This window comes from Paenibacillus sp. Paensp38, assembly GCF_059491915.1.
The window spans coordinates 3,884,783-3,910,000 of sequence record NZ_CP168516.1 but is presented as its reverse complement, the minus strand read 5'-3'; the positions used below and the strand labels follow the sequence as shown (position 1 = coordinate 3,910,000).

Below are 25,218 nucleotides of genomic sequence, written 5' to 3'. Positions count from 1 at the left end.
CGAGAGATCCGGTGAAATTTTAATACCTGTGAAGATGCAGGTTACCCGCGACAAGACGGAAAGACCCCATGGAGCTTTACTGCAGCTTGATATTGAATTTGGGTACGATCTGTACAGGATAGGTGGGAGCCGTCGAACTTTGAGCGCCAGCTTGAAGGGAGGCATCCTTGGGATACCACCCTGATCGTATCTAGGTTCTAACTTGGTACCGTAAACCGGTGCGAGGACAGTGTCAGGTGGGCAGTTTGACTGGGGCGGTCGCCTCCTAAAGAGTAACGGAGGCGCCCCAAGGTTCCCTCAGAATGGTTGGAAATCATTCGAAGAGTGCAAAGGCAGAAGGGAGCTTGACTGCGAGACCTACAAGTCGAGCAGGGACGAAAGTCGGGCTTAGTGATCCGGTGGTACCGCATGGAAGGGCCATCGCTCAACGGATAAAAGCTACCCTGGGGATAACAGGCTTATCTCCCCCAAGAGTCCACATCGACGGGGAGGTTTGGCACCTCGATGTCGGCTCATCGCATCCTGGGGCTGAAGTAGGTCCCAAGGGTTGGGCTGTTCGCCCATTAAAGCGGTACGCGAGCTGGGTTCAGAACGTCGTGAGACAGTTCGGTCCCTATCTGTCGTGGGCGTAGGAAATTTGAGAGGAGCTGTCCTTAGTACGAGAGGACCGGGATGGACGTACCGCTGGTGTACCAGTTGTTCCGCCAGGAGCACCGCTGGGTAGCTATGTACGGAAGGGATAAGCGCTGAAAGCATCTAAGCGTGAAGCCCCCCTCAAGATGAGATTTCCCAGTATGTAAGACCCCTTGAAGACGACGAGGTAGATAGGTTGGGGGTGGAAGTGCAGTAATGCATGGAGCTGACCAATACTAATCGGTCGAGGGCTTATCCTAAGATAAAACGCAATAAGTTTCGGATCCAGTTTTCAGGGTGTAACCTTGAAGGTATGTACAAGTGACATACAACAAATGCATGGCTATTCGTTCACACGATATGTCGTGAAGTGAATAACCGTACGATAGAATTTGCATAGCAAATTCATGTTTGGTGGCGATAGCGGAGGGGTTCCACACGTACCCATCCCGAACACGACCGTTAAGCCCTCCAGCGCCGATGGTACTTGGACCGCAGGGTCCTGGGAGAGTAGGACGTCGCCAAGCAACCCCATAATGGGGATTTTTTTTCGCCTATCAGGCTATTGATTATACATACAAAAATGATTTTTTAGATGGGGCTATAGCTCAGTTGGTAGAGCACTCGACTGTTAATCGAGTTGTCACAGGTTCGAGTCCTGTTCGGGGAGCCATGTGGAGAGGTGTCCGAGTTGGCCGAAGGAGCACGATTGGAAATCGTGTAGGCGCCAAAAGCGTCTCGAGGGTTCGAATCCCTCTCTCTCCGCCAGCTCTTAATAATAGATATATGGCCCGTTGGTCAAGGGGTTAAGACACCTCCCTTTCACGGAGGTAACAGGGGTTCGAATCCCCTACGGGTCATAAGCAGTATGGAGGCTTAGCTCAGCTGGGAGAGCATCTGCCTTACAAGCAGAGGGTCGGGGGTTCGAGCCCCTCAGCCTCCACCATTTGAAAAATAAATATTTATTACTGTCGCGGGGTGGAGCAGTTCGGTAGCTCGTCGGGCTCATAACCCGAAGGTCGCAGGTTCAAATCCTGCCCCCGCAATTACTTCAACTAAGGAAGTTTCCTCTGGAACCGTGGTGTAGAGGCCTAACATGCCTGCCTGTCACGCAGGAGATCGCGGGTTCGAATCCCGTCGGTTCCGCCATTTAACTTAATACGCCGGTGTAGCTCAACTGGTAGAGCAACTGACTTGTAATCAGTAGGTTGGGGGTTCAAGTCCTCTCGCCGGCACCATATTGGAGGATTAGCGAAGTGGCCAAACGCATCAGACTGTAAATCTGCTCCCTTACGGGTTCGGTGGTTCGAATCCATCATCCTCCACCAGTTTTACGAGCCATTAGCTCAGTTGGTAGAGCACCTGACTTTTAATCAGGGTGTCGAAGGTTCGAGTCCTTCATGGCTCACCATTATCATTGTATGCGCGTGTGGCGGAATTGGCAGACGCACTAGACTTAGGATCTAGCGTCTTTGACGTGGGGGTTCAAGTCCCTCCACGCGCATCTTGTTTTTGCGGACGTGGCTCAGCGGTAGAGCATCGCCTTGCCAAGGCGAGGGTCGCGGGTTCGATTCCCGTCGTCCGCTCCATTTATTAGTCCCCTTAGCTCAGCTGGATAGAGCGTTTGACTACGAATCAAAAGGTCGGGAGTTCGAATCTCTCAGGGGACGCCATTAACTTCATAAGCCGGTGTGGCGGAATTGGCAGACGCGCGCGACTCAAAATCGTGAGGGAAACCGTGGAGGTTCGAGTCCTCTCACCGGCATCTATTTCGGGATGTAGCTCAATGGTAAAACTCAGCCTTCCAAGCTGGTAGCGTGGGTCCGATTCCCATTACCCGCTTTATATAGATGAAAAAGGAGAGATGGCTTATTTTTATGCCATCTCTCCTTTTTTACTTTTAAACTATTTCTATCGACATTACAAGCAGTAGAAACCCCAAGGCAATCTCCTCCGTTCTTTTGCGTTATTAAGATAGGGCGTACAACTAACGAGGAACGATAGTTAAATAACACACAATGTTGAGCAGGCGCTTCAAGTCTGCTCTTTTTATTAAACTAACGGACAAGTTAGTTTTAAGTTTACTTCACCAACTCAACACAGAAAGCACAAAAGTCTGTTGGGAAACTCGACAGACTTTTGCGCTTTAGAAGATGAACTTACCAAGGTTGACTTGTTGGTCCAATTGTAAACTCATTAACGTTCGTATCTTCTGGCTGATCAATCGCGAACGCAACAACATTGGCAACTCGATCAGGTGAAATACCATGTTGTTCATACAATGCAGTTGCACCTTTTAAAGTATTCTTATCTGTGATGGTAGTCAACAATTCTGTATTTATTGCTGCTGGATAGATAGTTGCTGTACGGGTGTTCGTACCTTCAATGAAGATCCCCGATAAACACCTTTGTATTCAGGGGATATCTGATCCAATGCGGTTTGGAACTGCAGCTTAATTTGGATATATAGACCGGTAAACGTGTTATGCTGTCGTGTTAAGTTTCAAAGATTCAAGCAACTAAACGCCCCTTGTTTTATAATGCTCAAAGTCTTCTTTGTAGAACTAGGATCATCCTCGGTTGATTACTCCTAGGGTAAAAGTTATGAACGGTTGACCTTGGCTTCAAAACGCTTTTCCAACTCGTCCCAGTTGGGGGGGGAGGGACCCGTGTCTGTTCCTTCCAAAGGTGAAACACACGGCTCAAAGCTACGATTTCCCCTACGGATCCGTCAACCAGTCGGCTGATCGGCATCCTATGATAAATTTTCGTAAAAAGGCGCATCAACGCCGATCGTTTGCGGATTAGTGATGCTTGCGCGGCCGGCGTTAGCGGATACCGTAAGGCCTCTAACATGCGAAAGCCTTCGTCCATAGCCGCGATCATCTGCCGCAACAACTTGTCGTCCCCGGCGATTTTTTTCATTTGGCGCTCGTGTATAACCGTTACAAAGTTTAGCGCAATTACAGGCACGATATGATTCTTCAGCCATGCATCTATATATTCATGATAGATAGGTATCGTACTCATTTGGTTTATGTATGCGGGTACGCCCCCTTCCGTGCAGAGGGTCTTTCCCAAACAAACATGGACTAACGGCCACCATCATGAATGAAAATATCTTTGGCTTGTGAATCTGAACCTCCTTAATGGAAGTACAGGACACAGGCCGAGAGTTTTTTGGTAGGACATACTCTGAGTCCTTAATTTCCCGACCTCGAGGAACTATAGGCAGTATCGTATTATCTCGCTGGTCGAATATTTAAAGCGGTGTTTGTGAATACCAGTCTATGTGAACACTATTTAACAAACTAACAAATTCGCCATTCAAAATCTTCTCTTGAATCAATTTTGGTATACTATGTGGTAGATAAGAGAATTAATTTGAAGTCTGGCTATAAGGATGTTTCTACAACAACTTGAGAAATGAATTTGATTTTGGTGAAATGCGGAAGCTGTTAGGGCGTAAAGAGAGAATAGGAGGAATGGAAATGTCGTATCTCGTTGATTTTAAAGATGTATCTACGGTTGGTTTAGAGTCTTCACCTGTAGCAGAAGCGCTTGCTGGTTTACGTGCTAATGAAGCCCGTTATTTTATGAACAAGTACAAGTATGAATTTACGGTTGTACCAGCTAGCGAAAGCCAGGAGAGCCTTGATTATGTGAACCGAATTTTGAGAGAAGAACGTGATATTGCGTTTGCGGCTAAACCTTTAGAAACGTCGCGTTTTCAAGTGGAAAATATCCGATTTACCTACGTTTTTTATGAGGATGGTCTTGCAATCAATGTCATGTATACGGTGGATGACCCTAAAAAGCGGGCTGTTGGTTTTAAGCTTTCTGAGGGGATGGAGGTACCAAAGGAGCTAGAAGGGAAGTTTAAGTTTGCTAGGCAGAAGTCTAAACTAGCTGGAACAATTCGGGGTTCGTTTTTTGTAATTAAAGGACAATATTAAAGTAAGCAAAAGCACAAATGGAGGAATCCAGCACCTTATTCTCTTTGCAAAAAAGTGAAATTAAAGAAAGGGCTATCCCGCAAAAGGATTGCCCTTTTTTGAAAGAATGATGAAAGGCTACCGCTTATCGTATGATTATCAAACAGGAAGATCGCGGGTAGTCTCTGATAAGGAGACTATTTTTTTGAGAACTTGCCCTTTCAGCCAACGCGGTGAACCATACCATAAGTGAAGATGAAAAATTTCCTTGTGGGAAGTGACCTAACAATACGATTAGCCAGAATAGTTTGCTGCGAATGAAGGTAACAACACTTAGTGTGGTATGCACTCGTGTTGACCTTGTTTTAATATCCAAACTTCTATTTCATACATGTTGTTGTTAGTCCATGTCTAGCTTCGCTTTTCTCAAGTGCTTTATTAAGCGGCCCATGATCGATTCTCGGTCTCGTCTCCAATCAGTTGTTGAAGTAGTGAGACTGTTCGAGGTCGTGGATCAGTGCAGGTTGCACAGGCCGCCATCCCAGAAGAATCTACAAGGTGGATCAATCACAGAAATGATTCAACTAACGGGAAACGATATTTGAATTTAGAACAGGGAGCACACTGCCGTGGCAAATGCTCCCTCTTTCATGGAAGTAACGGGCAGTACAGGTTAATACAGTAGCGTTGAAAAGTGAAATATAAGGGGTTAGGAGGCACGGATTTGCTCGTCTCGAAGTTTGCGCTGGGAACGACGATCTTCAGAGGTAAGAACTTTCCGATGAGTGTGGCGATGGGGGCGCTGAATAAGCAAGATCGTGCAGGTAGGGGGCATTTTCCTTTTTAAAATGACAATTGCCCTATTCCCCGTCCATATACCTAAAAAAGGCAGGGTCGGGGAGTGTCCTATCCTGCCTTCTTGGGTGTTATATGTTTTCTACTGTACTAACTTATCCAATTCTGGCTGCAATTTGGTCCGCAAAACATACAACATGATGGCACCAACAAGGAATGCGACCGCATCCGCAATGACAAGCGACCAGACCACCCCGTGGAAGCCGTTCATTTGATTGGCGATAAACAACACAGGAATCAGAGTAATTCCTTGAATAATTGACATAATAAACGCGGCAGTTCCTTGTGCTGATGCTTGGAAGATCCCGGTAAACAATGTGGTCATTCCTGTAATGAACAAGGATAGGAATGTCACATGTAGAATGTAGCTGCCCATTCCAATTAATTGCGAGTCATTTGTAAATAAACCAATTAAGTGGTCGGAAATCAAATAGACGATGATGCCAAATACGACTGCTAACGCCACAATCACTTTGATCGTAAATCCAATGGTATTCTTCATGCGTAATTTATTCGCTGTGAATGAGAAGGCAATCAACGGCACGACTCCCTCGCATAAGCCCATCAGAATAAACTCAGGAAATTGCAATAAACGTGATGAAATTCCGTAAGCCGCTACTGCCTGATCCCCGTATTCGACAAGAAAATGGTTAAAGATGAGCGACATTGCACCCAAAAAGATACTCATAATAAAGACAGGAACTCCGATTTTGAATACATTGCTCAGAATGTCCTTGGTAGCCTTGAACCATTTTACGGAGACGGTTAAGAATTGGCTCTTATATCCCATATGGAAGGCGTAGAATGCACTCGCAACCAAGTTAGAAATGACCGTAGCAGACGCAACGCCGATCACATCCCAATGAAGCACGAAGATGACTAACGCGTCGAGAATAATATTTATAACAACACTGAGAATCATACCGATCATCGACGTGATTGCTGCGCCCTCCGAACGCACGATATTCTCCAGTGTGAAGAATAATACGACGAATGGTGAGCCAATAAGCATAATCGTGACATAGTCCTTCGTGAATCCGAAGGAGTCAGACGTTGCTCCCAGGCCATGAACGATTGGATTGATCAACGGGAGACCCACGGCCATCACGATAAGACCGAGAACTAAACTGCTGTAAAAGGCAAATGAAGACACATGCTTTACCTCATCATATTTTTTCTCTCCTAGCAAACGGGAGATGAATGTACCGCTACCCATGCCAATCAAATTGCCTAGCGCCATAATGATTGCGAATAACGGCAGGGTCAGTGCGAGTGCGGTTAACATGGCAGTATTGTGAAGTGTACCAAGGAAATAGGCATTCAAGATGGAATAAATGACACTCATTGACGTGCCTAGCATCATGGGTATAGCGAAGTGAGCTACGGCTTTTGCGACCGGTGCTTTTTCAAAGTAATGGAGGTTTTCTGCATCCATGCGGATCACTACTTTCTCTATTTATTTTGCCTTTCAGTCTAACACTGTTAGGTTGTGACTTACAGTGTTAGATGGTATCATGAACCAATGAACCTGTAAAGCATAAACTTACACTGTTAGATAAAAGGGCGGATGACATGAAAAAGCAGCAACCTCAGATTTCGGAGGATAAGATTTTGGAAACCTCGTGGGAGCTTCTTGGAGAGGAGGGCATCGAGAAATTAAGCATGAGACGATTGGCCGATAGGTTAGGGATTCAGGCTCCCTCTCTGTACTGGTACTTCAAGAGCAAACAGCATCTCTACCAGCGTCTAGCCAACCAGGTATCGAAAATGATTCTGGAAGAGTTCCACTCCGAGGGGGAATGGAAGGAGCAGCTGACGGGGCTTGCGGTAACGGTACGGAACGTGCTCAGCCGATATCCCTGCTCCACGCAGCTCATGATGATGACGCTGCCCCACGAACCGGACATCATCCGGTTCACCAACCGTATGCTGCTCTGCGTGGAATCGACGCCGCTTGAGCAAGAGCAGAAAATGCAAGTGGTTACTACGCTTGTGAACTATGTCTTCTATTTCGTTCTAGACGATTATCAGCATGAGCGCAATGTCTCCGCTATCTTTAAGGACCAGAAAGCGCATCCGGGTGAGGAGATGATTCGCCTTCTGGACTCCATGAGCGAGACGGATGTGGGACTGTTTCGGAGGATGTTCACGAACGGGCTGTTCAATCTGATGGGAACCGACGGGGCGTTTGAGTTCGGCTTGAAGCTGATTCTGTTGGGGATTGAGCAGGTGATAAAGGAGCAGGAGAAGGAGAAGTAGTATGTAAAAACCGCCCATCCGGTTATTGGATGGGCGGTTTCAATTAGGTTTACGTTTACCCTAAATTGTTGGTTCTTTTGGCGTAATCAAAACCTACGGGGATCTTTTGAAAGAGGGTTAGATATCGAGTTTACGGGTACTGATCCATTTCACCATGTCAGGATCGCGATGTGAAAAGAACAGGCTCTGTTTCGTATCTAACGTAGTAATCGACTCCATATCCTCCTGGCTTAACTCGAAGTCAAAGGTATCGAAGTTTTTGATAATTCTCTCTTTACGAACAGACTTTGGAATCACAACAACTTCTCTTTGTGCCAACCAGCGTAAAACCACCTGAGCAACGGATTTATTATATTTTTCAGCTATGGATACCAATATTTCATGCTGGAACAAGTTGTTTTTCCCTTCAGCAAAAGGCGCCCAGGATTCGATCTGAACATTATTCTCTTTCATAAATTTTGCATTTTCAATTTGCTGGTTGAATGGGTGAGTTTCAACCTGATTTACGGCAGGAACTACTTCATTATGAATAATCAAATCGATCAGGCGATCCTCATGGAAGTTACTAACGCCGATTGCACGGACCTTTCCATCACGATACAATTCCTCCATAGCGCGCCAAGAACCAAACACATCTCCATATGGCTGGTGAATTAAATACAAATCCAAATAATCCAACTGCAATCTTTCCAGTGATTTTTCAAATGCCTTTTTTGTACGCTCATAACCAGTATCCTGAACCCAAAGTTTCGTAGTGATAAATAACTCCTCTCTTGCCACGCCACTACGTTTGATCGCTCTGCCAACTGCTTCTTCATTTAGATAAGAGGCAGCGGTATCAATCAGCCGATAGCCTGCCATAATAGCGTCATAAACGCTTTGTTCACATTCATTTGCATCTTGGATCTGATAAACACCAAAACCGAGTATAGGCATCTCAATCCCATTGTTCAAAGTTACTTTTTGCATATAAAATCCTTAGTATTAGGGAAATACTTTTACGGAATGCAAGCAAAACTTAATTTAATTCGGGGTTCAACTAACGGGCAGGATAGCCTAATAATTTGGTTGTCGTTATAATGTTTAATAGGGACATTTAATATCTCCAATTCATCAGGAGTTACCAATGACCTGTTTCGAAATATTCGAAAAGGGGCAAGTTGTGTGAAAAAGACTGAAAAAATTTACAACACCGCAGTTGAGGCAACTTTAGAGGTAATTGGTGGGAAATGGAAACCTGTTATTCTCTTTCATTTGACATTCGGTAAGAAACGTAATAATGAATTTAAGAGCTTGATTCCCGCAATTACTCAAAAGATGTTAACGCAGCACCTTCGGGAGCTTGAAGAAGAGGGCGTCATCTTACGTATTTCTTATAATCAGGTACCACCTAGAGTTGAGTATGAGTTGACAGACTACGGCTGGAGTCTAAAGGAACTCCTACATCTGATGTGCCGTTGGGGGGATTCGCATATAGAGAGAAAGTACGAGGGAAAGGCTACTGTTCTGGCTAATCCAATGCTTACAGACGTGAATAACAGTTAAGAAACCGACCCAATACAAGGTCGGCTTTCTTATTTTATACGGTAGTTTACGGGATGACTTTACGCTTGCGGAAGTCGTTGAAGATGTTCATAAACATTGCTTCGGTATCGACGAATTCGTGAAAGCCTAAACGACGAGCCTTAGTTCCGTCGGCAAAAAAATCGTAATCCCATGCAAACACGAAATCGCCGAATAGCCAAGAGGAAACCTCTTTATAGGAATTCCGAGCAAGCCCATGCCTCTCAACCATTTTGTTCCAAATCTGCTCCTTGTCCTCCATGACAATGTCCAGAGACATTTGCAACGGAGGGGCTGTTTCCATACCAAAGTATTGAGCGATCTTCGGCCATAACTCATTCCAACGGAACAGATCGCCGTTCGTAATGTTGAATGCCTGATTCGCACAGCGCTCGTCGGTCGCCGCCCATACTGTTGCCTTTGCGAGAAGCCCAGCGTCTGTCATCTCCAAGAGGCTGTTGTAAGCTCCTGACTTACCTGGAAACCGCAAAGGTATTCCAAGTTCCTTCGAAATTGAAGCGTAAATCGCTATGACCATTGCGAGGTTCATCGGATTTCCAAGCGAGAAGCCGCAGACTACAGAAGGACGGAGTGCAGACCAAGTCCAAGCCTTACCTTTTTGCCGTTGTTCTAAAAAATCTTGCTGATCAATATTGAACTCAGGAGGCATGTGGTTAGCGTCTGTCTCACGAGCAGGAGTTTTGAACGGGCCGAGATGTGCGCCGTATACCTTATATCCCTGCATCAGACTGACATGTTTCAAGCCCGGCGCGATTGGTTCGATCACTTCTACGATGTTCACTAACATGGCGAGGTTCGGTGGAACAAGTTCAGCCCAAGTTTGACGGTCTTGGTAAGCAGCATAAAAAATGTGTGTTACCCCAGTTAAATCGCTTAACTTCTCGTGAAGATCGTCTATATTGAGTAGATCCGTAGCCACATATCGAACATGGTTGCTAGATTCTCCACCGCGACGCGATACGCCGATCACGTCCCAATCAGGAAGAGAGATGAGGTGATCAATGAGGTTGCGACCGATAACACCATTCGCACCTACGACCAAGGCGACTTTGCGTGTTGTTGTAGATTCATTATTCATAGTGTTTCAGCTCCTTCTGTACTATTCTTTCTTTGTACAACATTATTTTGCATCAACTAACCATACATAGGAAGTACGCACATTAAAGTAACATAAGAACTTTAAAGTAATCGAGGTATATCCAGACGAAAAGAAGTCAGTCAACTCTCTCTTTGCTTTCTTAATCATTATGGTAGATGGGTATACTCGGCGCTAGCTTTCAAAGGTAGTTTTAGTTAACGGAAGACGATAGTTCAAATAATATAGACTGCTGGCATGATTCGCCAGTCTATTTAGCTAACGGGCAGGTTAGTTCAAATATGCGTTAATATTGATTATTTATGTAAGACCAATAAATTAATACGGGCTAACCCAGGTGATTTGTATAAGTTTAACCCACGAATTTTTCCTTCTAAGCAACCATTTTGATTTGAATTACTGATATGAGATTATAAGGGTGTAAAAAACGCCGGTCACCTTAAGCAGGTGACCGGCGTTTTCATATTAGCGTTTCGGCATTTTGCTCTCATCCATGTACAGCAGGTTCCAGCGGTGACCATCCAGGTCGGCAAATCCTGCGCCGTACATCCAGCCGTCAATTTCACTCGGCTTGCCAAAGATGTTTCCTCCGGCAAACTCTACTTTTTGAATAAAGGCATCTACTTCTTCTCTGCTTTCAGCGCCAATGGAAAATATTACTTCTGCGGTATTGGAAGTATCTGCGGTTTTTGAACCTGTGAATTGCTCAAACGCCGCATCCGGGAACAGCAGAATCGTTGTTTGGCCTATGGCAAGCTTGGATCTCTCGTTACCAACGCTCACCGCATGGAATCCAATCTCATTGAAAAAGGCAGTTGACCTCTCAACATCTTTGACCGGCAGGTTAATCCAGATATCCTGTGACATGGCTGTAGCCTCCTGGAATATTTTTTCAACTACTCCTACTATACTCTACTTCTGGCAGCAGAAGCGAATCTTATAAAAGAAACTGCAAGGTATGACATTCCTGTCATGCATTCTGCGGTTTCCTTAGTAAACTTATTTACTTCTCTGTTCCAGCATCGTCTCCGTCAAGGTATCGATCTAGCCAAGAAATGGATTTCGCATCAAAGTAGAAATGCGTTTTGTAATCCAGTCTATAGATAAGCACCCTCAGCGCGAAACATATAATTACTGAAATTAAATTTTTGGGACTAAAGTAGAATTAAAACATTGAACTAACGAGAAACGATAGTTCAATGATAAAGTGGTGGTCTCGAAAGGTTGAAATCCTATATAAATCGGTTGAAAATGTTGATTTTACCAATGGACAAGGATTTGTACAATAGAGTTGTAACGCTTACATTTCCAAGGAGGTTGCGGCGAAATGAAGAGACTTCAGGTGATTGGCAAGCAAATCAGGACCCCGAAATCCAAAAGGAGGCCGTGTTGATGAAATTTAAGGGAATATTGGCGGCGTTTTTATTTTTAACCACAGCGTCTGTGTTGTTTGGAGTGCATACGGCAGAGGCCCATGAACTATCCAATGACAAGCTGACGATTCAGACAGGCGAGCATGGAGAAATCTCATCCATACGTATCAAAGGAGATGCTTTCCCGACTGAATATGTGATGAATGCAACGGTTACACCTGAGCAGAACACCGCAGATCATCAGTGGCTAGGGGAGCTGATGTTCACGTACCGATTGGATGGAGGTAGCTGGACAAAAGCATGGACGAACAAGTCGGCTGACGCACGCAAGATCACAACTAGTGGTAACCGTGTCACTGTCACGTACGAGAATTCTACTAATGCAGAAGGCATACGCAATTTTAAAGTCATCGAAACGTATTCGGCAGAGTCGAATGGTTCGGTGTTGTGGAATATACAGGTACAGAATACAAGTGGGAAAAAATTGGAGATTGGCGATTTCGGTTTGCCTCTGCCTTTCAATGAGCAATGGACTAATGGTGATGCGATCTACGAAACTAGAGTGGTGACGCATTCCTTTGTCGGCAATAACAGCTCCTATATTACAGCTGGGCGTCCCAGCGGCATTGGCTCTTCCCTTTTGCTGATTCCTGATTCGACAACAGGTGCGGGTTTTGAATATCAGGATCACTGGCGGGATGAGGAGCATCCGGGCAGCAAATGGGCCTGGAATCCGGCCAACGAAGGTAAATGGCTGGAAGGGCTGAATGTATTTTATATTCATTCCAATGTCATCAAGTCCACTAACCGGGGCTATTTGCCCAATACAAGCCTGATCCTGAATCCCGGTCAAAGCAAAAACTATGGCTTCAAGTTTCTGGCTGTGAAGGACGAGCATGATGTAAAAGATACGTTGTACCAAGAAAACTTGGTGGATACAACAGTCGTACCCGGCATGATCGTGCCTACGAATCAAAAGGCGAAGGTGGACCTGCGCTCCAAGCAGGCGATCAGCAAAGTAACCTATCCCGACGGAACCGTTATTCCAGAGACGGATAGCAAGGCTGGAGGACACCACATTTATGAATTGAAATTTACTAAATTGGGTCCGAATTTCATAACGGTAGAATACGGCAATGGCAGCAAAACGGTTCTACAATTTTATGCCATCGAGCCGATTGATCAAGCGCTGCAACGGCACGCTACATTTATGGTCGACAAAACCCAATGGAATGTACCGGGTGATCTGCGCGACAAGGTATTTGACGATTGGATGATGCATACCAAATCCAAACGGAACATTTTCAACGGCTACTGGGGCTGGGGAGACGATTGGGGTCTGACGCACGGACAGTTTCTGGCTGAGAAAAACACACTGTCTCCGGTCGCTAAAGAGGTGCGGGCCGTAGACGATTATTTGGAAACGGCGATCTGGACGAATCTGATGAACGGACATCATGAGGATTATTTAATTCATGATTTCTTGATGCCAGAGCCTAACGATACACCGACCTATCGAGGGTATGCTTATCCGCATGTATACAACACGTATTTCAGCATGTACAAGATTGCCAAGGAATACCCGGATCTTGTTACTTACAAGCATCCAAAGGAAACGTATTTGCTGCGGGCGTATAACATTTTCAAAGCATTGTATGAAGGGCCAGTCGCGTACAACTGGGAAACAGGTTTGATGGGCGAACTGACCACACCGGATATTATTCAGGCACTTCATGATGAAGGCTATGATGATGAAGCGAATGATCTTAAGGAAAAAATGGATCGTAAATATAACAATTTTAAAAATACAAAGTATCCTTATGGTTCTGAATATAGCTATGACAATACAGGGGAAGAAGCTGTATATACGTTAGCCAAGCAGAATATAGATACAGAGGGCGAGCAAAGTAAAGCCCTGGAAATGATGGGTAAAATCAATGCCAAAACCCGTGCGGCACGCGGTCATATGCCCGTATGGTACTACTACACCGATCCGGTGACGATTACCGGGGAGAACTGGTTTAACTTCCAGTACACGACTTCGCTTGCTGGATATGCGATGGATGACTGGATTCGCCATCATGAGGACAATCACCGTGAGGAACAACAACGGTTGTCCTATGCAGCTAAAATTGCCAATGTCGGAGCGATTAACTCCGGGCAAATCAGCTCGGACCCTGAAAACATCGGGGCGGTCGCATGGACGTATCAAGCGGAAAAAGGCAATAACGGCACGAACGGCACTGGCGGCGGTAAAAATGTTCCGCTCTTTAACGGCTGGCGCGGCATGAGTGGTGAGGCTGATCTCGGATTGTTCGGTGCGCTCAAAACCTTAAGCGCTGATATCGCGATGGATCCGATTTTTGGATTGACGGGCTACGGTGCAGAGGTGAGCAAAAGTGGCAACGTGTATACGATCAAGCCGCTGGACGGTTTGTTCAAGCGAATCAATCTGATTACGGAAAAGATGTATATCGAGCTGGAAAAGGATCAGTATACAGAAGCCAAGCTGGCAACTTCCAAGGATTATGTATGGCTTCAGTTGAAAAATCAAACGCCAGGCCAAGCTCATTCCACGTACATTACATTTGACGGTTTGAAGAAAGGAACGTATTTGGTTAAAGTAGGCGGTCAATCACAAGGGAAGTTTAATGCATATGCGCCTTCCAACAAGCTTAAATTGGAGATTGGTACAGCATCCTCCTACACGGTAGAGCTGACACCAACCACACCTGATCCGAACAAGGCACCTGTTGTAGACGCTGGCAAAGATTCGAAGGTGAAGCTGCCGGATCAAATTATTTTGAAAGGCACAGCTACGGATGATGGACTTCCGCAAGGAAAGGTGACGAGCGAGTGGAGTCTGGTCGAAGGACCACAGGACGCGAAGGTCACATTCAGCAGCAAAACATCGCTTCGCACGAAGGTGGACGTTTCCGAGCCAGGAACGTATGTGTTCAAGCTGACAGCCAGCGATTCTCAGTTGTCAGCGGAGGCTAAAGTAACGGTGGTAGCTGAACCGGTCGCTCCGTTACTTGAACAGCTTGCCGTTTACAAGTTTGATGAAACCAGCGGTTCTGTAGTTGCGGATTCTTCGGACAGTGGCAATGATGCTGCCGTGAAGGGAACGGCTGCATGGGCTGCGGGTAAAACAGGCAATGCTGTCAGCCTGAACGGCAAGGACAGCTACGTGCAGCTTCCGGCGGGTATTGTCAGTCGTGCACAGCAATTGACCGTATCCGGCTGGGTCAAAGCGAACAGCCTGAGCGATTATGTACGGATTTTTGACTTCGGCTCCGGGACGAATGAATATATGTTCCTGACGCCTAAAGCAGGAAATACCATGCTGTTTGCCATTACCAATCAAGGCAACGGGCAGGGACAGGAGCAGACGATTGAAGGCCCTGTACTGCCGACAGGCGTATGGAAGCATGTTGCGGTCACGCTTTCAGGTTCCACAGGTATTTTATACGTGGATGGAAAAGAAGTGGGACGCAATACCAACTTGACCCTGAATCCTACCAGTCTGGGACAGACCAAAAATAATTTTATCGGCAAATCTCAATACCCTGATCCTTATTTCAATGGTCTGGTGGATGAATTCCGGATCTACAGCCGTGCTTTGAATGCTTCTGAGGTAGCAGGTTTGGTCTCCGGTACAGCACAAAGCCTAACGGGAGTCGAGAAAATTACGGCTTTAAAAGAAGTAAACGTGACGACTCGTACGGGTGAAAAACCCGAACTGCCAAGCGTAGTGGAAGCTACGTATGGCGAAGGCTCCACTAAATGGGTGGCTGTGGAATGGGAGGATATAGACCCTGCACAATATGCTGCTCCAGGTTCGTTTGAGTTGAAGGGCAAAGTAGAAGGGACAGAGTTAAAGGCAATGGCGAAGGTAACCGTGATTGAGGTAGGGGCTGCGGTTCCATCGGTAACACCGGTTGGCCCGGAGAATTCAGTAACCCCGCCAACTACGACATCCCCGGTAACATCTGCCTTACCGCCTCGACCTGTCAGCTCCGCTAAATCAGCGGGGGTATTCTGAATGGGCGGCAACAACGCATAGTCATGACTAATTTTTCCCATCGTCACTTTCCTCCTATAAAGGGGAGAGTGGCGGTGGGTATCCTTGCATTTGGAGTGCAAAGCTGCGAACAAAATGTGAATGGGGGATAAAGTATGAGCAAGATTACATTTCTGGGTGCAGGCAGTACGGTATTTGCTAAAAATGTGCTTGGCGATTGTATGTTGACGCCTGCTTTGCAGGGCTTTGAACTAGCGTTGTTCGATATTGACCCCGTAAGGCTGAAAGATTCAGAAAATATTTTATCCAATTTGAAAAAAACAACAGGGAGCACCTGTGTGATCCGCTCCTACACTGACCGCAAGGAAGCACTGCGTGGAGCGACTTATGTGGTAAATGCCATCCAGGTGGGCGGCTATGATCCGTGTACAATTACGGATTTTGAAATTCCAAAAAAATACGGTCTGCGCCAAACGATTGCCGATACGGTCGGCATTGGTGGCATTTTCCGCAATTTACGCACGATTCCGGTAATGCTCGATTTTGCGGCAGACGTGCGTGAGGTGTGCCCGGATGCTTGGTTTCTCAACTACACCAATCCGATGGCAGTGCTGACGAATGTAATGAACGTTTATGGCGGTGTCCGTACGGTAGGGCTGTGTCATAGCGTGCAGGCGTGTATACCGGAGCTGTTCAAAAGCCTTGGGCTGGAGCAGGAAGGTGTAAAGGCAAAAATCGCAGGCATCAATCATATGGCGTGGCTGCTCGAAGTGAGTAAGGATGGTGTAGATTTATATCCTGAGATTAAAAAACGAGCCGCCGCTAAACAGCAGGAAAAGCATCATGATATGGTACGCTTTGAAATGATGCTAAAATTCGGCTATTACATTACAGAATCGTCCGAGCATAATGCGGAATATCATCCGTATTTTATCAAACGGGCATACCCTGAGCTGATCGAGCGCTTCAATATTCCTTTGGATGAATACCCGCGCCGCTGTGTGAACCAGATTGCACGATGGGAAACGATGCGTGAGGAGCTTTTGGGCGATCAGGATTTGCGTCATGAACGGTCAAACGAGTATGCCTCTTATATATTTGAGGCGATCGAAACGAATCAGCCTTTTGCCATTGGTGGCAATGTGATGAACACAGGCTTAATTACCAATCTGCCGAAGGAAGCCTGTGTAGAGGTACCTTGTCTGGTGAATCGTAACGGGGTTACGCCAACCTTTGTCGGGGATTTGCCACCCCAATGTGCTGCACTGAACCGGACGAATATTAATACCCAGCTGTTAACGATTGAAGCTGCAATCACCGGGAAAAAGGAGCACATTTATCATGCTGCTATGTTGGACCCGCACACGTCCGCAGAGCTGTCCATAGATGATATCGTTTCTCTGTGTGATGACCTGATCGCAGCGCACGGGGAATGGCTCCCACCCTATGTGTAAGGGAGACAGATGAATGGGAGGCCGGGGTCGTCAAAAGTTCGCCGGGATTCCTACAATCCGTGGGAAATTTATTGTACTGACGCTGGTACTCACCGTCATTCCGATGGTGGTATTGACCTTTACCTTTTACCGGATCGCGGCCCATTCCATCGGTGAGAAATCAGAAGCATTAGCTATGCAGTCTCGGCAAATGAGTGAAAATTACGTCAATGCGACGCTTTCCGATTTGAATGACCTGACCAATGCCATTCTCAGCAATCCTGATGTGCAGTCCATGCTGGAGACCAAGCCGGAAGATGATTATGAATATTTACGGAACGATGAAACACTCAGTATGGTTGTCCGTACGCAAACCCAGACCAAGCCGTATATCACGTCCTCTCTCATATATGCCGCCAATGGCGGGCTCAAGCATTCTCTCTATCAGGGGAATGTTTCGGTCCGTTTTGGCGGCCTTCCTACATTAGAGGAAGCACGTGTGTACTATCGCCGCCTGCTCGCCGAGCGGCCCATGATGTGGATGGCTCATTCGCCGTTTGAATCAGGACGCGGGATGGCGAGGGATCGCATCTATGTGGGGAAGCTACTTCGAAAAACGACTGGAGATTACGCACCCCTCGGATTTTTGCTGCTGGAAATCGACAAGGCTAGTCTGTTTCGGGGGCTTGCTTTTCATGAGACAGACGGCAATACCCAGATGTGGGTGCTGGATCAGGAGGGCGAGCCTGTATACCGATTGCCGGAGCAAAGCGTTGCGGATCAAGCGCTATTGCGGCAGATTGCTAAATCGGCTGTGGATAGGCCAGTGCTTACCAAGGACTGGAGAACATGGAACGGTCGCCAAACGATGATCTCTTACGGCCCGTTAAATGAAGGACAATGGACGCTGCTGCAAAAAGTCGATCAGTCTGTGCTGTTCGAGGATGCGCGGAAAATTGGTGCCTGGACCATCTGGACTTTTCTGGTTGCACTGATGCTGGGCTGGATGCTGTCTTATCGGCTGAGTGACACGATTCGTCGCCCCCTGCTTCAATTGAGCCGATTAATGGCGGTCGATGGGAGTGTGAATGCTACAGGCTCAGCCCAAGCTTTCGAAGCTCCTACTTCCGTTGTTTTTAATCCTAAGGATGAGGTAGGGCAGATCGGGGAGCGTTTTCTTCATATGATGCAAAAAAATCATGAACTGTACGATCAGGTCTACGAAGCGTTGCTGTCGCGTAAGCAGGCTGAGTTCCGCGCGCTTCAGGCGCAGATTAATCCGCATTTTTTGTACAACACGCTGGAGTCACTGAAGGGAATGGCATTGGCGAATGGGCAACGGGATATGGCAGAGGTAATCGGTGCCTTCGGTAAATGTTTTCGCATTTCACTAAGTTATGGCCGAGAGCAAATCAGTTTGGGACAGGAAGTTGAGCATGTAAGCGCCTATGTGAAGGTGCAGCAGTTCAGGTTTAGGAATTCGTTCGAGTGGATTTGCGAGGTAGAGGAGGATATTTGCGGATTTTATGTACCCAAACTAATCCTCCAGCCGCTCGTCGAAAATGCTATTTACCACGGTTTAAAAGGGCGCACCGACCATGGCTATATCATGTTATCCGGCACAAGGGAAGGGGATATGTTGCGTTTGACGGTCAGTGATGATGGGGGCGGTATTGGAGCCGAGCGTCTGGACGATATTCGGAAGTCGCTAGATGCCGAGCGGGGAAGTGCTATTGGCTTTGGACTGCGCAATGTACATGAACGTCTTGGGCATTATGGTCCGCAATATGGACTGTCCGTGACAAGCGAGCCGGGTCAGTACACCTCGGTTACCTTACTGGCACCCATTCGAACTGAATAAGAAAGGGGAGAAGGGCATGTACCGGCTGCTGATTGTGGACGACGAATATCATATTCGGGAAGGACTGAAGCTGATGGTGGCGGAAAGTGGCCTGTCAGTGGAAGTCAGTGATGTGGCGGGGGACGGCGCAACGGCATTACGTTTGTATACGGAGCAGCGACCGGACATGGTTTTACTGGATATTAATTTACCGGAAATGAGTGGACTGGACGTAGCCAAAACTATTCGGGAAAAGGATCAGCAGACCCCGTTATTATTTCTAACAGGGTACGAATCTATGACATATATTCGTCAGGCAGTCTCGCTCCAAGCGGTCGATTATTTGCTTAAGCCGGTGAACAGCGAGGATTTTGAGGCAGCATTGAGCCGGGCTGAGGATCGCATTGCGCAATGGCGAAGAAGCGAGGAGGAAGCGATTCACCGCCATCGTTCATTGGAGCCATTGTACAGGGAGCATCTACTGCTGGATCTGCTCCAGCAGCGGCGTCCTGCAGCCGAGGTCATTCGGGAGATGGACGGGCTGAGATTTTTCGGCGAGACGAGTGGGCCGCCTTATACCGTGCTGTGTTGCGAGCTGGAGGAGGCGTCGCAGCAGGAAGCAGCCGCTAGCAAGTCACACGGTTCCATGCATAAAAACAGCCATGTATTCGCTGGACTGGCTGGGGAGGCTGCGGCAGCGACCGGAGCGAAGGCGCACAGTGCAGCGGTTTCCCGCGATCGGCGTGTTGTGCTGCTGGCGACGGCATCTTGCAGGGCGGCGGAGCGGGCGGCACAGCAGATTCGGCAGGCCGTGCAGGAACGATTGAGTCAGGGCGTGTCCATCGGGATTAGCCGTCCTGTACAACGGATGGAGCAACTTCCCGAGGCGTATGAGGAAGCCGTGCAAGCGGCGGAGCATCGGGGGTGGGTGGGCTATAGCCAGATCATCCCCTACGAGAGCATTCAGGCGGCCGAGCCAAACAGCAGTCAATTACTGGAGAAGGAACTGCTGATGATTACGGAAATTCGAGCCGGTAATGATGCTGCCGTACATGCGATTTTACAGGAATGGTCAGGACAGTTGGCAGGGTTGCCTGTCAAGCAGGTGAAAATGATTGTCACTCAGCTCGTGCTGTTCGTCATGCGGATCGTTCAGAGTGATGCATTCGTAGGACAAACGTCCATGCAGGAGCAGGACCCGTTGTTGGAGCTGTCCCGATTACGGCATGGGCCCGAGATGATTGATTATGTATCGCGCTATTTTGTCCGGGTGGGTCGTCATGTCCGAGAATCACGTGAGAAGGGCATTCCACGCAAATTCCAACGCGCCAAGGAATGGATTCGCGAGCACCTTCAGGAGGATGGCGGGCTGAACCGTCTTGCAGAGTACATGAATATGAGCCCCAAGTATTTGAGCGCTCGTTTCAAGCAGGTTACAGGTGAAAGCTTCGCAGACTACCAGACGCGTGTTCGCTTTGAGCGAGCCCGAGAACTGTTGCTGGACCCGAATCGCAAGGTAGCAGAGGTAGCGGAGGTTGTTGGATTCACAGATACGAACTATTTTAGCATTGCCTTTAAAAAGCATACCGGACTGACCCCGACGGAGTTCCGTAAAACATTTTTGTAAACGCGCTGTTAAAAAAATCATACCAAAACAAAGAGAGTCTGGAGTCGTTGGGTGGTCGGCTCTGGGCTCTCAGCGCATAATAGGCTTGTAAGGAGAAACCAGTTCAGGAAGGGGCCGGTTGATTTGCTGAAACGAAGGTTACGGACATGGATGGCTCTCGTGATGACGGTGATGTTGACAGGGCTGACGGCTTGCAGTGGTAACGCTGGCGAACCGGCTAATCCCAATGCGGTCGAACTCAAGTTCATGTACTGGGGAAGCAATGATGAGAAGCAGGCGATGGAAAAAATGATTCAAAGCTTTAATGCATTCCACCCGAACATCCGGGTGAAGGGCGAGCATGTCCCTGGTGACTACACGACGAAAATTAACACGTTAATGGCTGCCAATCAGCTTCCTGATATCGCCTACCTGGGTGATTCCCTCACAATGAAATGGGCAAGTGAAGGCAGACTCCTGGATTTATCCTCTTATTATGACGAATATCCCGAATTAAAAAACAAGCTCAAATCCTCCTATCTCTACAGCGAACCCGGCAAGTCTATCGGCAATTACACCGCATTGGAAGTGATGCAGTTATTTTACAACAAGGAGTTGTTTACAGAAGCAGGGGTACCCGTCCCTCCGGCTGATCCTGAAAAAGCGTGGACATGGGATGAATTCCTGGAAATTGCCAAAAAGCTGACCAAGGATCAGAACGGCAAGCATCCGGGAGACAGTGGATTTGATCCGAAAAATATTGTGCAGTACGGCTTTGCCTTCGGCAATGACCGCAGCTCCTGGGGACCGCTTTTAGCAAGCAACGGCGGAGGTTTGACTGACAAAACGGGCAAGAAGTACACCCTGAACAGTCCTGAGTCGGTGGAGGTTTTTCAGAAGCTGCAGGATCTGGTGTTCAAGGAGCATGTTTCTCCTGATTTGATCCAGCAGCAGGACATGCCGTCTAATACGATTCGTCTTCAGACGAGGAAGGTCGCGATGGTGGTGGACGGAACCTGGTCCCTGCTTGATTTTTCGAACAACAAGCAGCTGCAATGGAGTATCGGCGTTCTGCCGAAGCTAAAAGAGCCCAAAACGATGATTGTTGCGGGAGCCACGGTCATTTTCCAGAGCACCAAGCACCCAAAAGAAGCGCTCGAATTTTATTTATACCATAACAATCCCGAAAAGGTGGATCTGTTCAAGTCCGGTCTTTGGATGCCTATCGAGGAAAAATATTATACCGATGAGCAGGCTATCCAGTCATGGACGAACAATGCCGCACATCCACCGGAATTTCAAAAGGCTGGCATTGAGTATGCCAGAGATTATGCGATCAAGCCGTCAACTTCGACCCTTCGCAACTGGCCTGATATCGGTTCCAAGCTGACCCCGGGGCTGGATCTGATCTGGACGAACAAGAAGACGCCGCAGCAGGCGCTGGATGAACTGGAACCTATCATTCAGCCATTGCTTCAAGGCGTATACCCGGATGAATAATGCGGCGGGACAGCTGCGAAAGGAGAACAGCCCATGAAGCGACCAAAATCAGGAATGATGCGCATGGAGCGAAACTGGGGTCTGCTATTCGCGCTTCCTGCCATCCTCGGATTAATGATTTTTACAATTGGACCGATCGCGGCCTCGTTCGTATTCAGCTTAACCGATTGGACGATTGGCGGACAGATGACCTTTATTGGATTGGATAATTACCGAACCATTTTGACTGAAGATAATACCTTTTCCCAATCCATGTTCGTGACCACATATTATGCACTGGGCAGCGTACCTCTAGGCTTGGCGGCGGCTTTTATCATTGCGCTGTTATTAAATCAAAAGGTGAGGGGGTTGTCGGTGTTTCGTACGATTTATTATCTACCTACTATTGTACCGAGTATTGCTAACACGATGTTGTGGCTGTGGATGTTCAACCCGGATTTTGGACTGTTAAATTCGCTGCTGGAGGGCGTTGGACTGCCGGGGAGCAAATGGATTTATGATGAGAGCACTGCAATACCCTCGCTGATCATGATGAGCACCTGGGGGATCGGGAACACGGTCATTATCTTTTTGGCGGGACTTCAGTCGGTTCCCACTCATCTGTATGAAGCAGCTGAGGTAGACGGCGGCAATAGGTGGCATAAATTTTTTCACATTACCATTCCTTCGATGACACCAACCATTTTCTTCAATCTGGTCATGTCTTTAATCAGCACCTTTCAGGCCTTCAATCAGGCGTATGTTATGACCAACGGGGGACCTAACAATTCAACGTTGTTCTATGTGTTCTACTTGTGGCGTACGGCCTTTACGGAGACTAAAATCGGCTACGCCTCAGCTCTGGCTTGGATCTTATTTTTCGTCATCATGGTGCTTACCGTCCTGATTTTCTCCACGTCCAAAAAGTGGGTTCACTATGAAGGAGGGGAACGTTCATGAATCAGGTCACTTCTTCTGTCAATTCTTCAGAAACACCACATCATCCGCTTCCACAGCCTGAACGCTCCCGTAGTCCTGCTACCCCCACCCGTTCCAAACCATTCTCAATCAGCCGTGTTGTACTGTATATCGTTTTAATGATAGGCAGTGCGTTAATGCTGTTGCCATTTGTATGGCTCATTCGTAGCTCTCTGATGGGGACATCGCAAATTTTCGTGTTCCCGCCAGAGTGGATACCCTCTCCTTTTCAATGGAGCAATTACCCGGAAGCGCTGACTTCAGTACCGTTCGGCAGGTATTTTATGAATACGTTCATGATTGAGGTGTGTGTGCTGGCAGGAGTGATGTTGACCTCGATTGTGTCGGCGTTTACCTTTGCCCGCCTGCGCTGGCCTGGACGTAATCTGATTTTTTCCCTGCTAATCGGGTCGATGATGTTGCCTTACGCGGTGACGTTGATTCCCACTTTCGTCATGTGGCGTGAGCTGGGCGGGCTGAATACATTTTTGCCACTCATTGTTCCTGCATGGTTCGGTGGAGGGGCATTTAACATCTTCTTGATGCGACAATTCATGCTGACGATTCCACGCGATCTGGACGAAGCGGCTTATATGGACGGAGGTACGCCTCTGACTGTACTATGGCGCGTCATTATTCCTTTATCTTCGCCTGCATTGATCGTGATCGGAATATTTACATTTATTGATGTGTGGAACGATTTTTTGGGCCCGATTATTTACTTAAGTGACGAAAAGCATTTTACGCTCGCGCTGGGGCTGGCGACTTTCCGGGGATTGAACAATACCAACTGGCCTTACCTGATGGCGGCTTCCAGCACGATTTTGGCTCCGATCGTCGTGATATTTTTTATAGGGCAGCGTTATTTTATTGAAGGCATCACATTGACAGGGATTAAAGGCTAAAGGAAGTTAGGACGCGCTGGTGTGTTCTAAGGCATATGCCTTGAAAAGAGATGGGAAATAAGGAGGCGTACGAGTGAAAGTGGAAGACAGTCAGAAGACAAAACCGTTACAGGGTGTTCCTGGCAGACTGGCCCGGTTACGCTCGAAATTCACGGCTCTAGGGATAGATGCACTGCTTATTACACATGGGCCCAATCGAAGATATATGACCGGATTTACAGGCTCTGCGGGAATTGTGCTTGTTACGCAAGAAGAGGCTTTTTTAGTGACGGATTTCCGCTATATGATGCAGGCAACAGATCAGGCAGTGGAATATTCAGTGATTCGGCATGAGTCGCAAATCTTCCAGACCATCGCTGATCTCACAAGTAAGTTGGGGGTTCGTAGACTGGGTTTGGAGAGCAGGCATGTCTCACTTCAACAGTCGGGACAGCTTCAAGCCGCGCTGGGCTCGTTGGAGTACGTGCAAACGGAGGATGTAATTGAACGGCTGCGCGATGTGAAAGACGAAGAAGAGATTCGGACCATAAGTGAGGCAACGCGTATTACCGATGCTGCCTTTACGGAGGTGCTGAATTATATTCAGCCTGGGGTCACAGAGCGGCGGATTGCGGCGGAACTGGAATATCAGCTTCGGCTCGCAGGCGCGGAATCAGGCGGTTTTGCGTTCATTGTCGCTTCGGGTGAGCGCTCGGCATTGCCGCACGGACTGGCCAGTGACAAGGAAATTGGTCAGAACGAGTTTGTCACAATGGATTTTGGCGCAAATGTGCGTGGCTATCTATCCGATATCACGCGTACCGTATTCGTCGGCAATCCGTCGGAGCGGCACGAGGAACTGTATGCTATTGTGCTGGAAGCGAATATGACGACGATTGCTGGACTTCGCCCTGGCATGAGCGGTCGGGAGGGAGACAGTCTGGGGCGGGATGTGATTGCCTCCTATGGCTATGGGGAGCAGTTTGGTCACGGGCTGGGCCACGGCTTTGGCTTGGAGATTCATGAGCAGGTACGGCTTTCCCGCGAAAGTAAGTCGGTGCTCGTGCCGGGTCATGTCCTTACTGTGGAACCAGGCATTTATATTCCAGGCTTTGGCGGAGTTCGGATTGAGGACGATGTGCTGATCACAGATGTCGGTGTCAAGGTACTGACCTCTTCCCCTAAGGAGCTGCTTTTATTATAAAACGCAGTGGCGCTATAGGTAACTATCATCGTTTG

The 25,218-nt window shown here is 47.6% G+C and carries 16 protein-coding genes, 12 tRNA genes, 2 rRNA genes and 2 pseudogenes (1 of these 32 running past the window's edge); 26 read left to right on the top strand and 6 right to left on the bottom strand.

Features of this window, described 5'->3' with window-relative positions; translation table 11 throughout:
• The 14 genes from ACEN8J_RS17305 to ACEN8J_RS17240 form a co-directional block, all read left to right on the top strand.
• Nucleotides 1-893 (top strand): 23S ribosomal RNA (locus tag ACEN8J_RS17305); it begins 2,036 nt to the left of the window's first position.
• 150 nt (nt 894-1,043) lie between these two features.
• Nucleotides 1,044-1,160 (top strand): 5S ribosomal RNA (rrf, locus tag ACEN8J_RS17300).
• 149 nt (nt 1,161-1,309) lie between these two features.
• A tRNA-Ser gene (locus tag ACEN8J_RS17295) sits at nt 1,310-1,401 on the top strand.
• 20 nt (nt 1,402-1,421) lie between these two features.
• A tRNA-Glu gene (locus ACEN8J_RS17290) sits at nt 1,422-1,493 on the top strand.
• A 10-nt stretch (nt 1,494-1,503) separates the two neighbouring features.
• Nucleotides 1,504-1,579 (top strand) — tRNA-Val (locus tag ACEN8J_RS17285).
• A 26-nt stretch (nt 1,580-1,605) separates the two neighbouring features.
• Nucleotides 1,606-1,679 (top strand) — tRNA-Met (locus tag ACEN8J_RS17280).
• Nucleotides 1,680-1,705: 26 nt separating this feature from the next.
• Nucleotides 1,706-1,782 (top strand) — tRNA-Asp (locus tag ACEN8J_RS17275).
• Between the two features lie 13 nt (nt 1,783-1,795).
• Nucleotides 1,796-1,871, top strand: a tRNA-Thr gene (locus tag ACEN8J_RS17270).
• Nucleotides 1,872-1,875: 4 nt separating this feature from the next.
• Nucleotides 1,876-1,961, top strand: a tRNA-Tyr gene (locus tag ACEN8J_RS17265).
• A 7-nt stretch (nt 1,962-1,968) separates the two neighbouring features.
• Nucleotides 1,969-2,044: transfer RNA gene (locus ACEN8J_RS17260), tRNA-Lys, on the top strand.
• 12 nt (nt 2,045-2,056) lie between these two features.
• Nucleotides 2,057-2,137 (top strand) — tRNA-Leu (locus tag ACEN8J_RS17255).
• A 10-nt stretch (nt 2,138-2,147) separates the two neighbouring features.
• Nucleotides 2,148-2,222, top strand: a tRNA-Gly gene (locus tag ACEN8J_RS17250).
• Nucleotides 2,223-2,229: 7 nt separating this feature from the next.
• Nucleotides 2,230-2,306, top strand: a tRNA-Arg gene (locus ACEN8J_RS17245).
• Nucleotides 2,307-2,318: 12 nt separating this feature from the next.
• Nucleotides 2,319-2,398 (top strand) — tRNA-Leu (locus tag ACEN8J_RS17240).
• 394 nt (nt 2,399-2,792) lie between these two features.
• On the opposite strand, the pseudogene ACEN8J_RS17235 reads toward ACEN8J_RS17240, so the two are convergent.
• Nucleotides 2,793-3,017, bottom strand: a pseudogene (locus ACEN8J_RS17235) (oxidoreductase); the annotation flags it as partial.
• 14 nt (nt 3,018-3,031) lie between these two features.
• Nucleotides 3,032-3,197, bottom strand: a pseudogene (locus ACEN8J_RS17230) (IS110 family transposase); the annotation flags it as partial.
• A gap of 927 nt (nt 3,198-4,124) precedes the next feature.
• On the opposite strand from ACEN8J_RS17230, the gene ACEN8J_RS17225 reads away from it, so the two are divergent.
• A complete protein-coding gene (locus ACEN8J_RS17225; protein WP_029514777.1) occupies nt 4,125-4,589 on the top strand; it encodes a DUF8821 family protein in 465 nt (154 codons plus the stop codon).
• A gap of 703 nt (nt 4,590-5,292) precedes the next feature.
• A complete protein-coding gene (locus ACEN8J_RS17220; protein WP_495593780.1) occupies nt 5,293-5,415 on the top strand; it encodes a hypothetical protein in 123 nt (40 codons plus the stop codon).
• A 90-nt stretch (nt 5,416-5,505) separates the two neighbouring features.
• Here the strand turns inward: ACEN8J_RS17220 and ACEN8J_RS17215 are convergent, their stop codons facing one another.
• Nucleotides 5,506-6,858 (bottom strand): MATE family efflux transporter, encoded by a 1,353-nt coding sequence (locus ACEN8J_RS17215; RefSeq protein ID WP_029514780.1) that lies wholly within the window; start codon nt 6,856-6,858, stop codon nt 5,506-5,508.
• 137 nt (nt 6,859-6,995) lie between these two features.
• On the opposite strand from ACEN8J_RS17215, the gene ACEN8J_RS17210 reads away from it, so the two are divergent.
• Complete coding sequence (locus ACEN8J_RS17210) at nt 6,996-7,682, top strand: TetR/AcrR family transcriptional regulator (protein WP_069010312.1); 687 nt, start codon at nt 6,996-6,998, stop codon at nt 7,680-7,682.
• A 117-nt stretch (nt 7,683-7,799) separates the two neighbouring features.
• Here ACEN8J_RS17210 and ACEN8J_RS17205 read toward each other — a convergent pair whose 3' ends face one another.
• Nucleotides 7,800-8,651, bottom strand: coding sequence for an aldo/keto reductase (locus ACEN8J_RS17205; protein ID WP_449292663.1), 852 nt, complete (start codon nt 8,649-8,651; stop codon nt 7,800-7,802).
• A gap of 195 nt (nt 8,652-8,846) precedes the next feature.
• Here ACEN8J_RS17205 and ACEN8J_RS17200 point away from each other — a divergent pair, with 195 nt between their 5' ends.
• Nucleotides 8,847-9,227: a winged helix-turn-helix transcriptional regulator gene (locus tag ACEN8J_RS17200; RefSeq protein ID WP_025685981.1), complete on the top strand. Its 381-nt coding sequence runs from the start codon at nt 8,847-8,849 to the stop codon at nt 9,225-9,227.
• A 46-nt stretch (nt 9,228-9,273) separates the two neighbouring features.
• Here ACEN8J_RS17200 and ACEN8J_RS17195 read toward each other — a convergent pair whose 3' ends face one another.
• Nucleotides 9,274-10,344 carry an SDR family oxidoreductase gene (locus ACEN8J_RS17195; RefSeq protein WP_495593779.1) on the bottom strand — a complete coding sequence of 357 codons (1,071 nt, stop codon included), beginning with the start codon at nt 10,342-10,344 and terminating at the stop codon, nt 9,274-9,276.
• 483 nt (nt 10,345-10,827) lie between these two features.
• The gene (locus ACEN8J_RS17190; protein ID WP_029514787.1) at nt 10,828-11,229 is read right to left on the bottom strand and encodes a VOC family protein; all 402 of its coding nucleotides are present in this window, start codon (nt 11,227-11,229) and stop codon (nt 10,828-10,830) included.
• A gap of 525 nt (nt 11,230-11,754) precedes the next feature.
• Here ACEN8J_RS17190 and ACEN8J_RS17185 point away from each other — a divergent pair.
• From ACEN8J_RS17185 to ACEN8J_RS17150, 8 genes are all read left to right on the top strand, one after another.
• Entirely contained in the window at nt 11,755-15,780 is a 4,026-nt protein-coding gene (locus tag ACEN8J_RS17185) for a DUF5695 domain-containing protein (RefSeq protein WP_495593778.1), read from the top strand.
• A 134-nt stretch (nt 15,781-15,914) separates the two neighbouring features.
• The gene (locus tag ACEN8J_RS17180; RefSeq protein WP_029514790.1) at nt 15,915-17,213 is read left to right on the top strand and encodes an alpha-glucosidase/alpha-galactosidase; all 1,299 of its coding nucleotides are present in this window, start codon (nt 15,915-15,917) and stop codon (nt 17,211-17,213) included.
• 13 nt (nt 17,214-17,226) lie between these two features.
• Nucleotides 17,227-19,053 carry a sensor histidine kinase gene (locus ACEN8J_RS17175; protein WP_029514792.1) on the top strand — a complete coding sequence of 609 codons (1,827 nt, stop codon included), beginning with the start codon at nt 17,227-17,229 and terminating at the stop codon, nt 19,051-19,053.
• A 16-nt stretch (nt 19,054-19,069) separates the two neighbouring features.
• Complete coding sequence (locus ACEN8J_RS17170) at nt 19,070-20,659, top strand: response regulator (RefSeq protein WP_340931471.1); 1,590 nt, start codon at nt 19,070-19,072, stop codon at nt 20,657-20,659.
• A gap of 123 nt (nt 20,660-20,782) precedes the next feature.
• Nucleotides 20,783-22,138, top strand: a complete 1,356-nt coding sequence (locus tag ACEN8J_RS17165; protein ID WP_230584935.1) for an ABC transporter substrate-binding protein — start codon at nt 20,783-20,785, stop codon at nt 22,136-22,138.
• A 33-nt stretch (nt 22,139-22,171) separates the two neighbouring features.
• A complete protein-coding gene (locus ACEN8J_RS17160; RefSeq protein WP_318627067.1) occupies nt 22,172-23,077 on the top strand; it encodes a carbohydrate ABC transporter permease in 906 nt (301 codons plus the stop codon).
• Nucleotides 23,074-24,000: a carbohydrate ABC transporter permease gene (locus tag ACEN8J_RS17155; protein WP_209950065.1), complete on the top strand. Its 927-nt coding sequence runs from the start codon at nt 23,074-23,076 to the stop codon at nt 23,998-24,000. The genes ACEN8J_RS17160 and ACEN8J_RS17155 overlap by 4 nt, the downstream gene beginning before the upstream one ends.
• A gap of 79 nt (nt 24,001-24,079) precedes the next feature.
• Complete coding sequence (locus ACEN8J_RS17150; protein WP_049816916.1) at nt 24,080-25,183, top strand: M24 family metallopeptidase; 1,104 nt, start codon at nt 24,080-24,082, stop codon at nt 25,181-25,183.
• The last annotated feature ends 35 nt before the right edge of the window (nt 25,184-25,218 follow it).

Coding starts and splice junctions, on each gene's coding strand:
- ACEN8J_RS17225 (WP_029514777.1), top strand. CDS start 4,125: ATGTCGTATCTCGTTGATTTTAAAGATGTATCTACGGTTGGTTTAGAG.
- ACEN8J_RS17215 (WP_029514780.1), bottom strand. CDS start 6,858: ATGGATGCAGAAAACCTCCATTACTTTGAAAAAGCACCGGTCGCAAAA.
- ACEN8J_RS17210 (WP_069010312.1), top strand. CDS start 6,996: ATGAAAAAGCAGCAACCTCAGATTTCGGAGGATAAGATTTTGGAAACC.
- ACEN8J_RS17205 (WP_449292663.1), bottom strand. CDS start 8,651: ATGCAAAAAGTAACTTTGAACAATGGGATTGAGATGCCTATACTCGGT.
- ACEN8J_RS17195 (WP_495593779.1), bottom strand. CDS start 10,344: ATGAATAATGAATCTACAACAACACGCAAAGTCGCCTTGGTCGTAGGT.
- ACEN8J_RS17190 (WP_029514787.1), bottom strand. CDS start 11,229: ATGTCACAGGATATCTGGATTAACCTGCCGGTCAAAGATGTTGAGAGG.
- ACEN8J_RS17185 (WP_495593778.1), top strand. CDS start 11,755: ATGAAATTTAAGGGAATATTGGCGGCGTTTTTATTTTTAACCACAGCG.
- ACEN8J_RS17180 (WP_029514790.1), top strand. CDS start 15,915: ATGAGCAAGATTACATTTCTGGGTGCAGGCAGTACGGTATTTGCTAAA.
- ACEN8J_RS17175 (WP_029514792.1), top strand. CDS start 17,227: ATGGGAGGCCGGGGTCGTCAAAAGTTCGCCGGGATTCCTACAATCCGT.
- ACEN8J_RS17170 (WP_340931471.1), top strand. CDS start 19,070: ATGTACCGGCTGCTGATTGTGGACGACGAATATCATATTCGGGAAGGA.
- ACEN8J_RS17160 (WP_318627067.1), top strand. CDS start 22,172: ATGAAGCGACCAAAATCAGGAATGATGCGCATGGAGCGAAACTGGGGT.
- ACEN8J_RS17155 (WP_209950065.1), top strand. CDS start 23,074: ATGAATCAGGTCACTTCTTCTGTCAATTCTTCAGAAACACCACATCAT.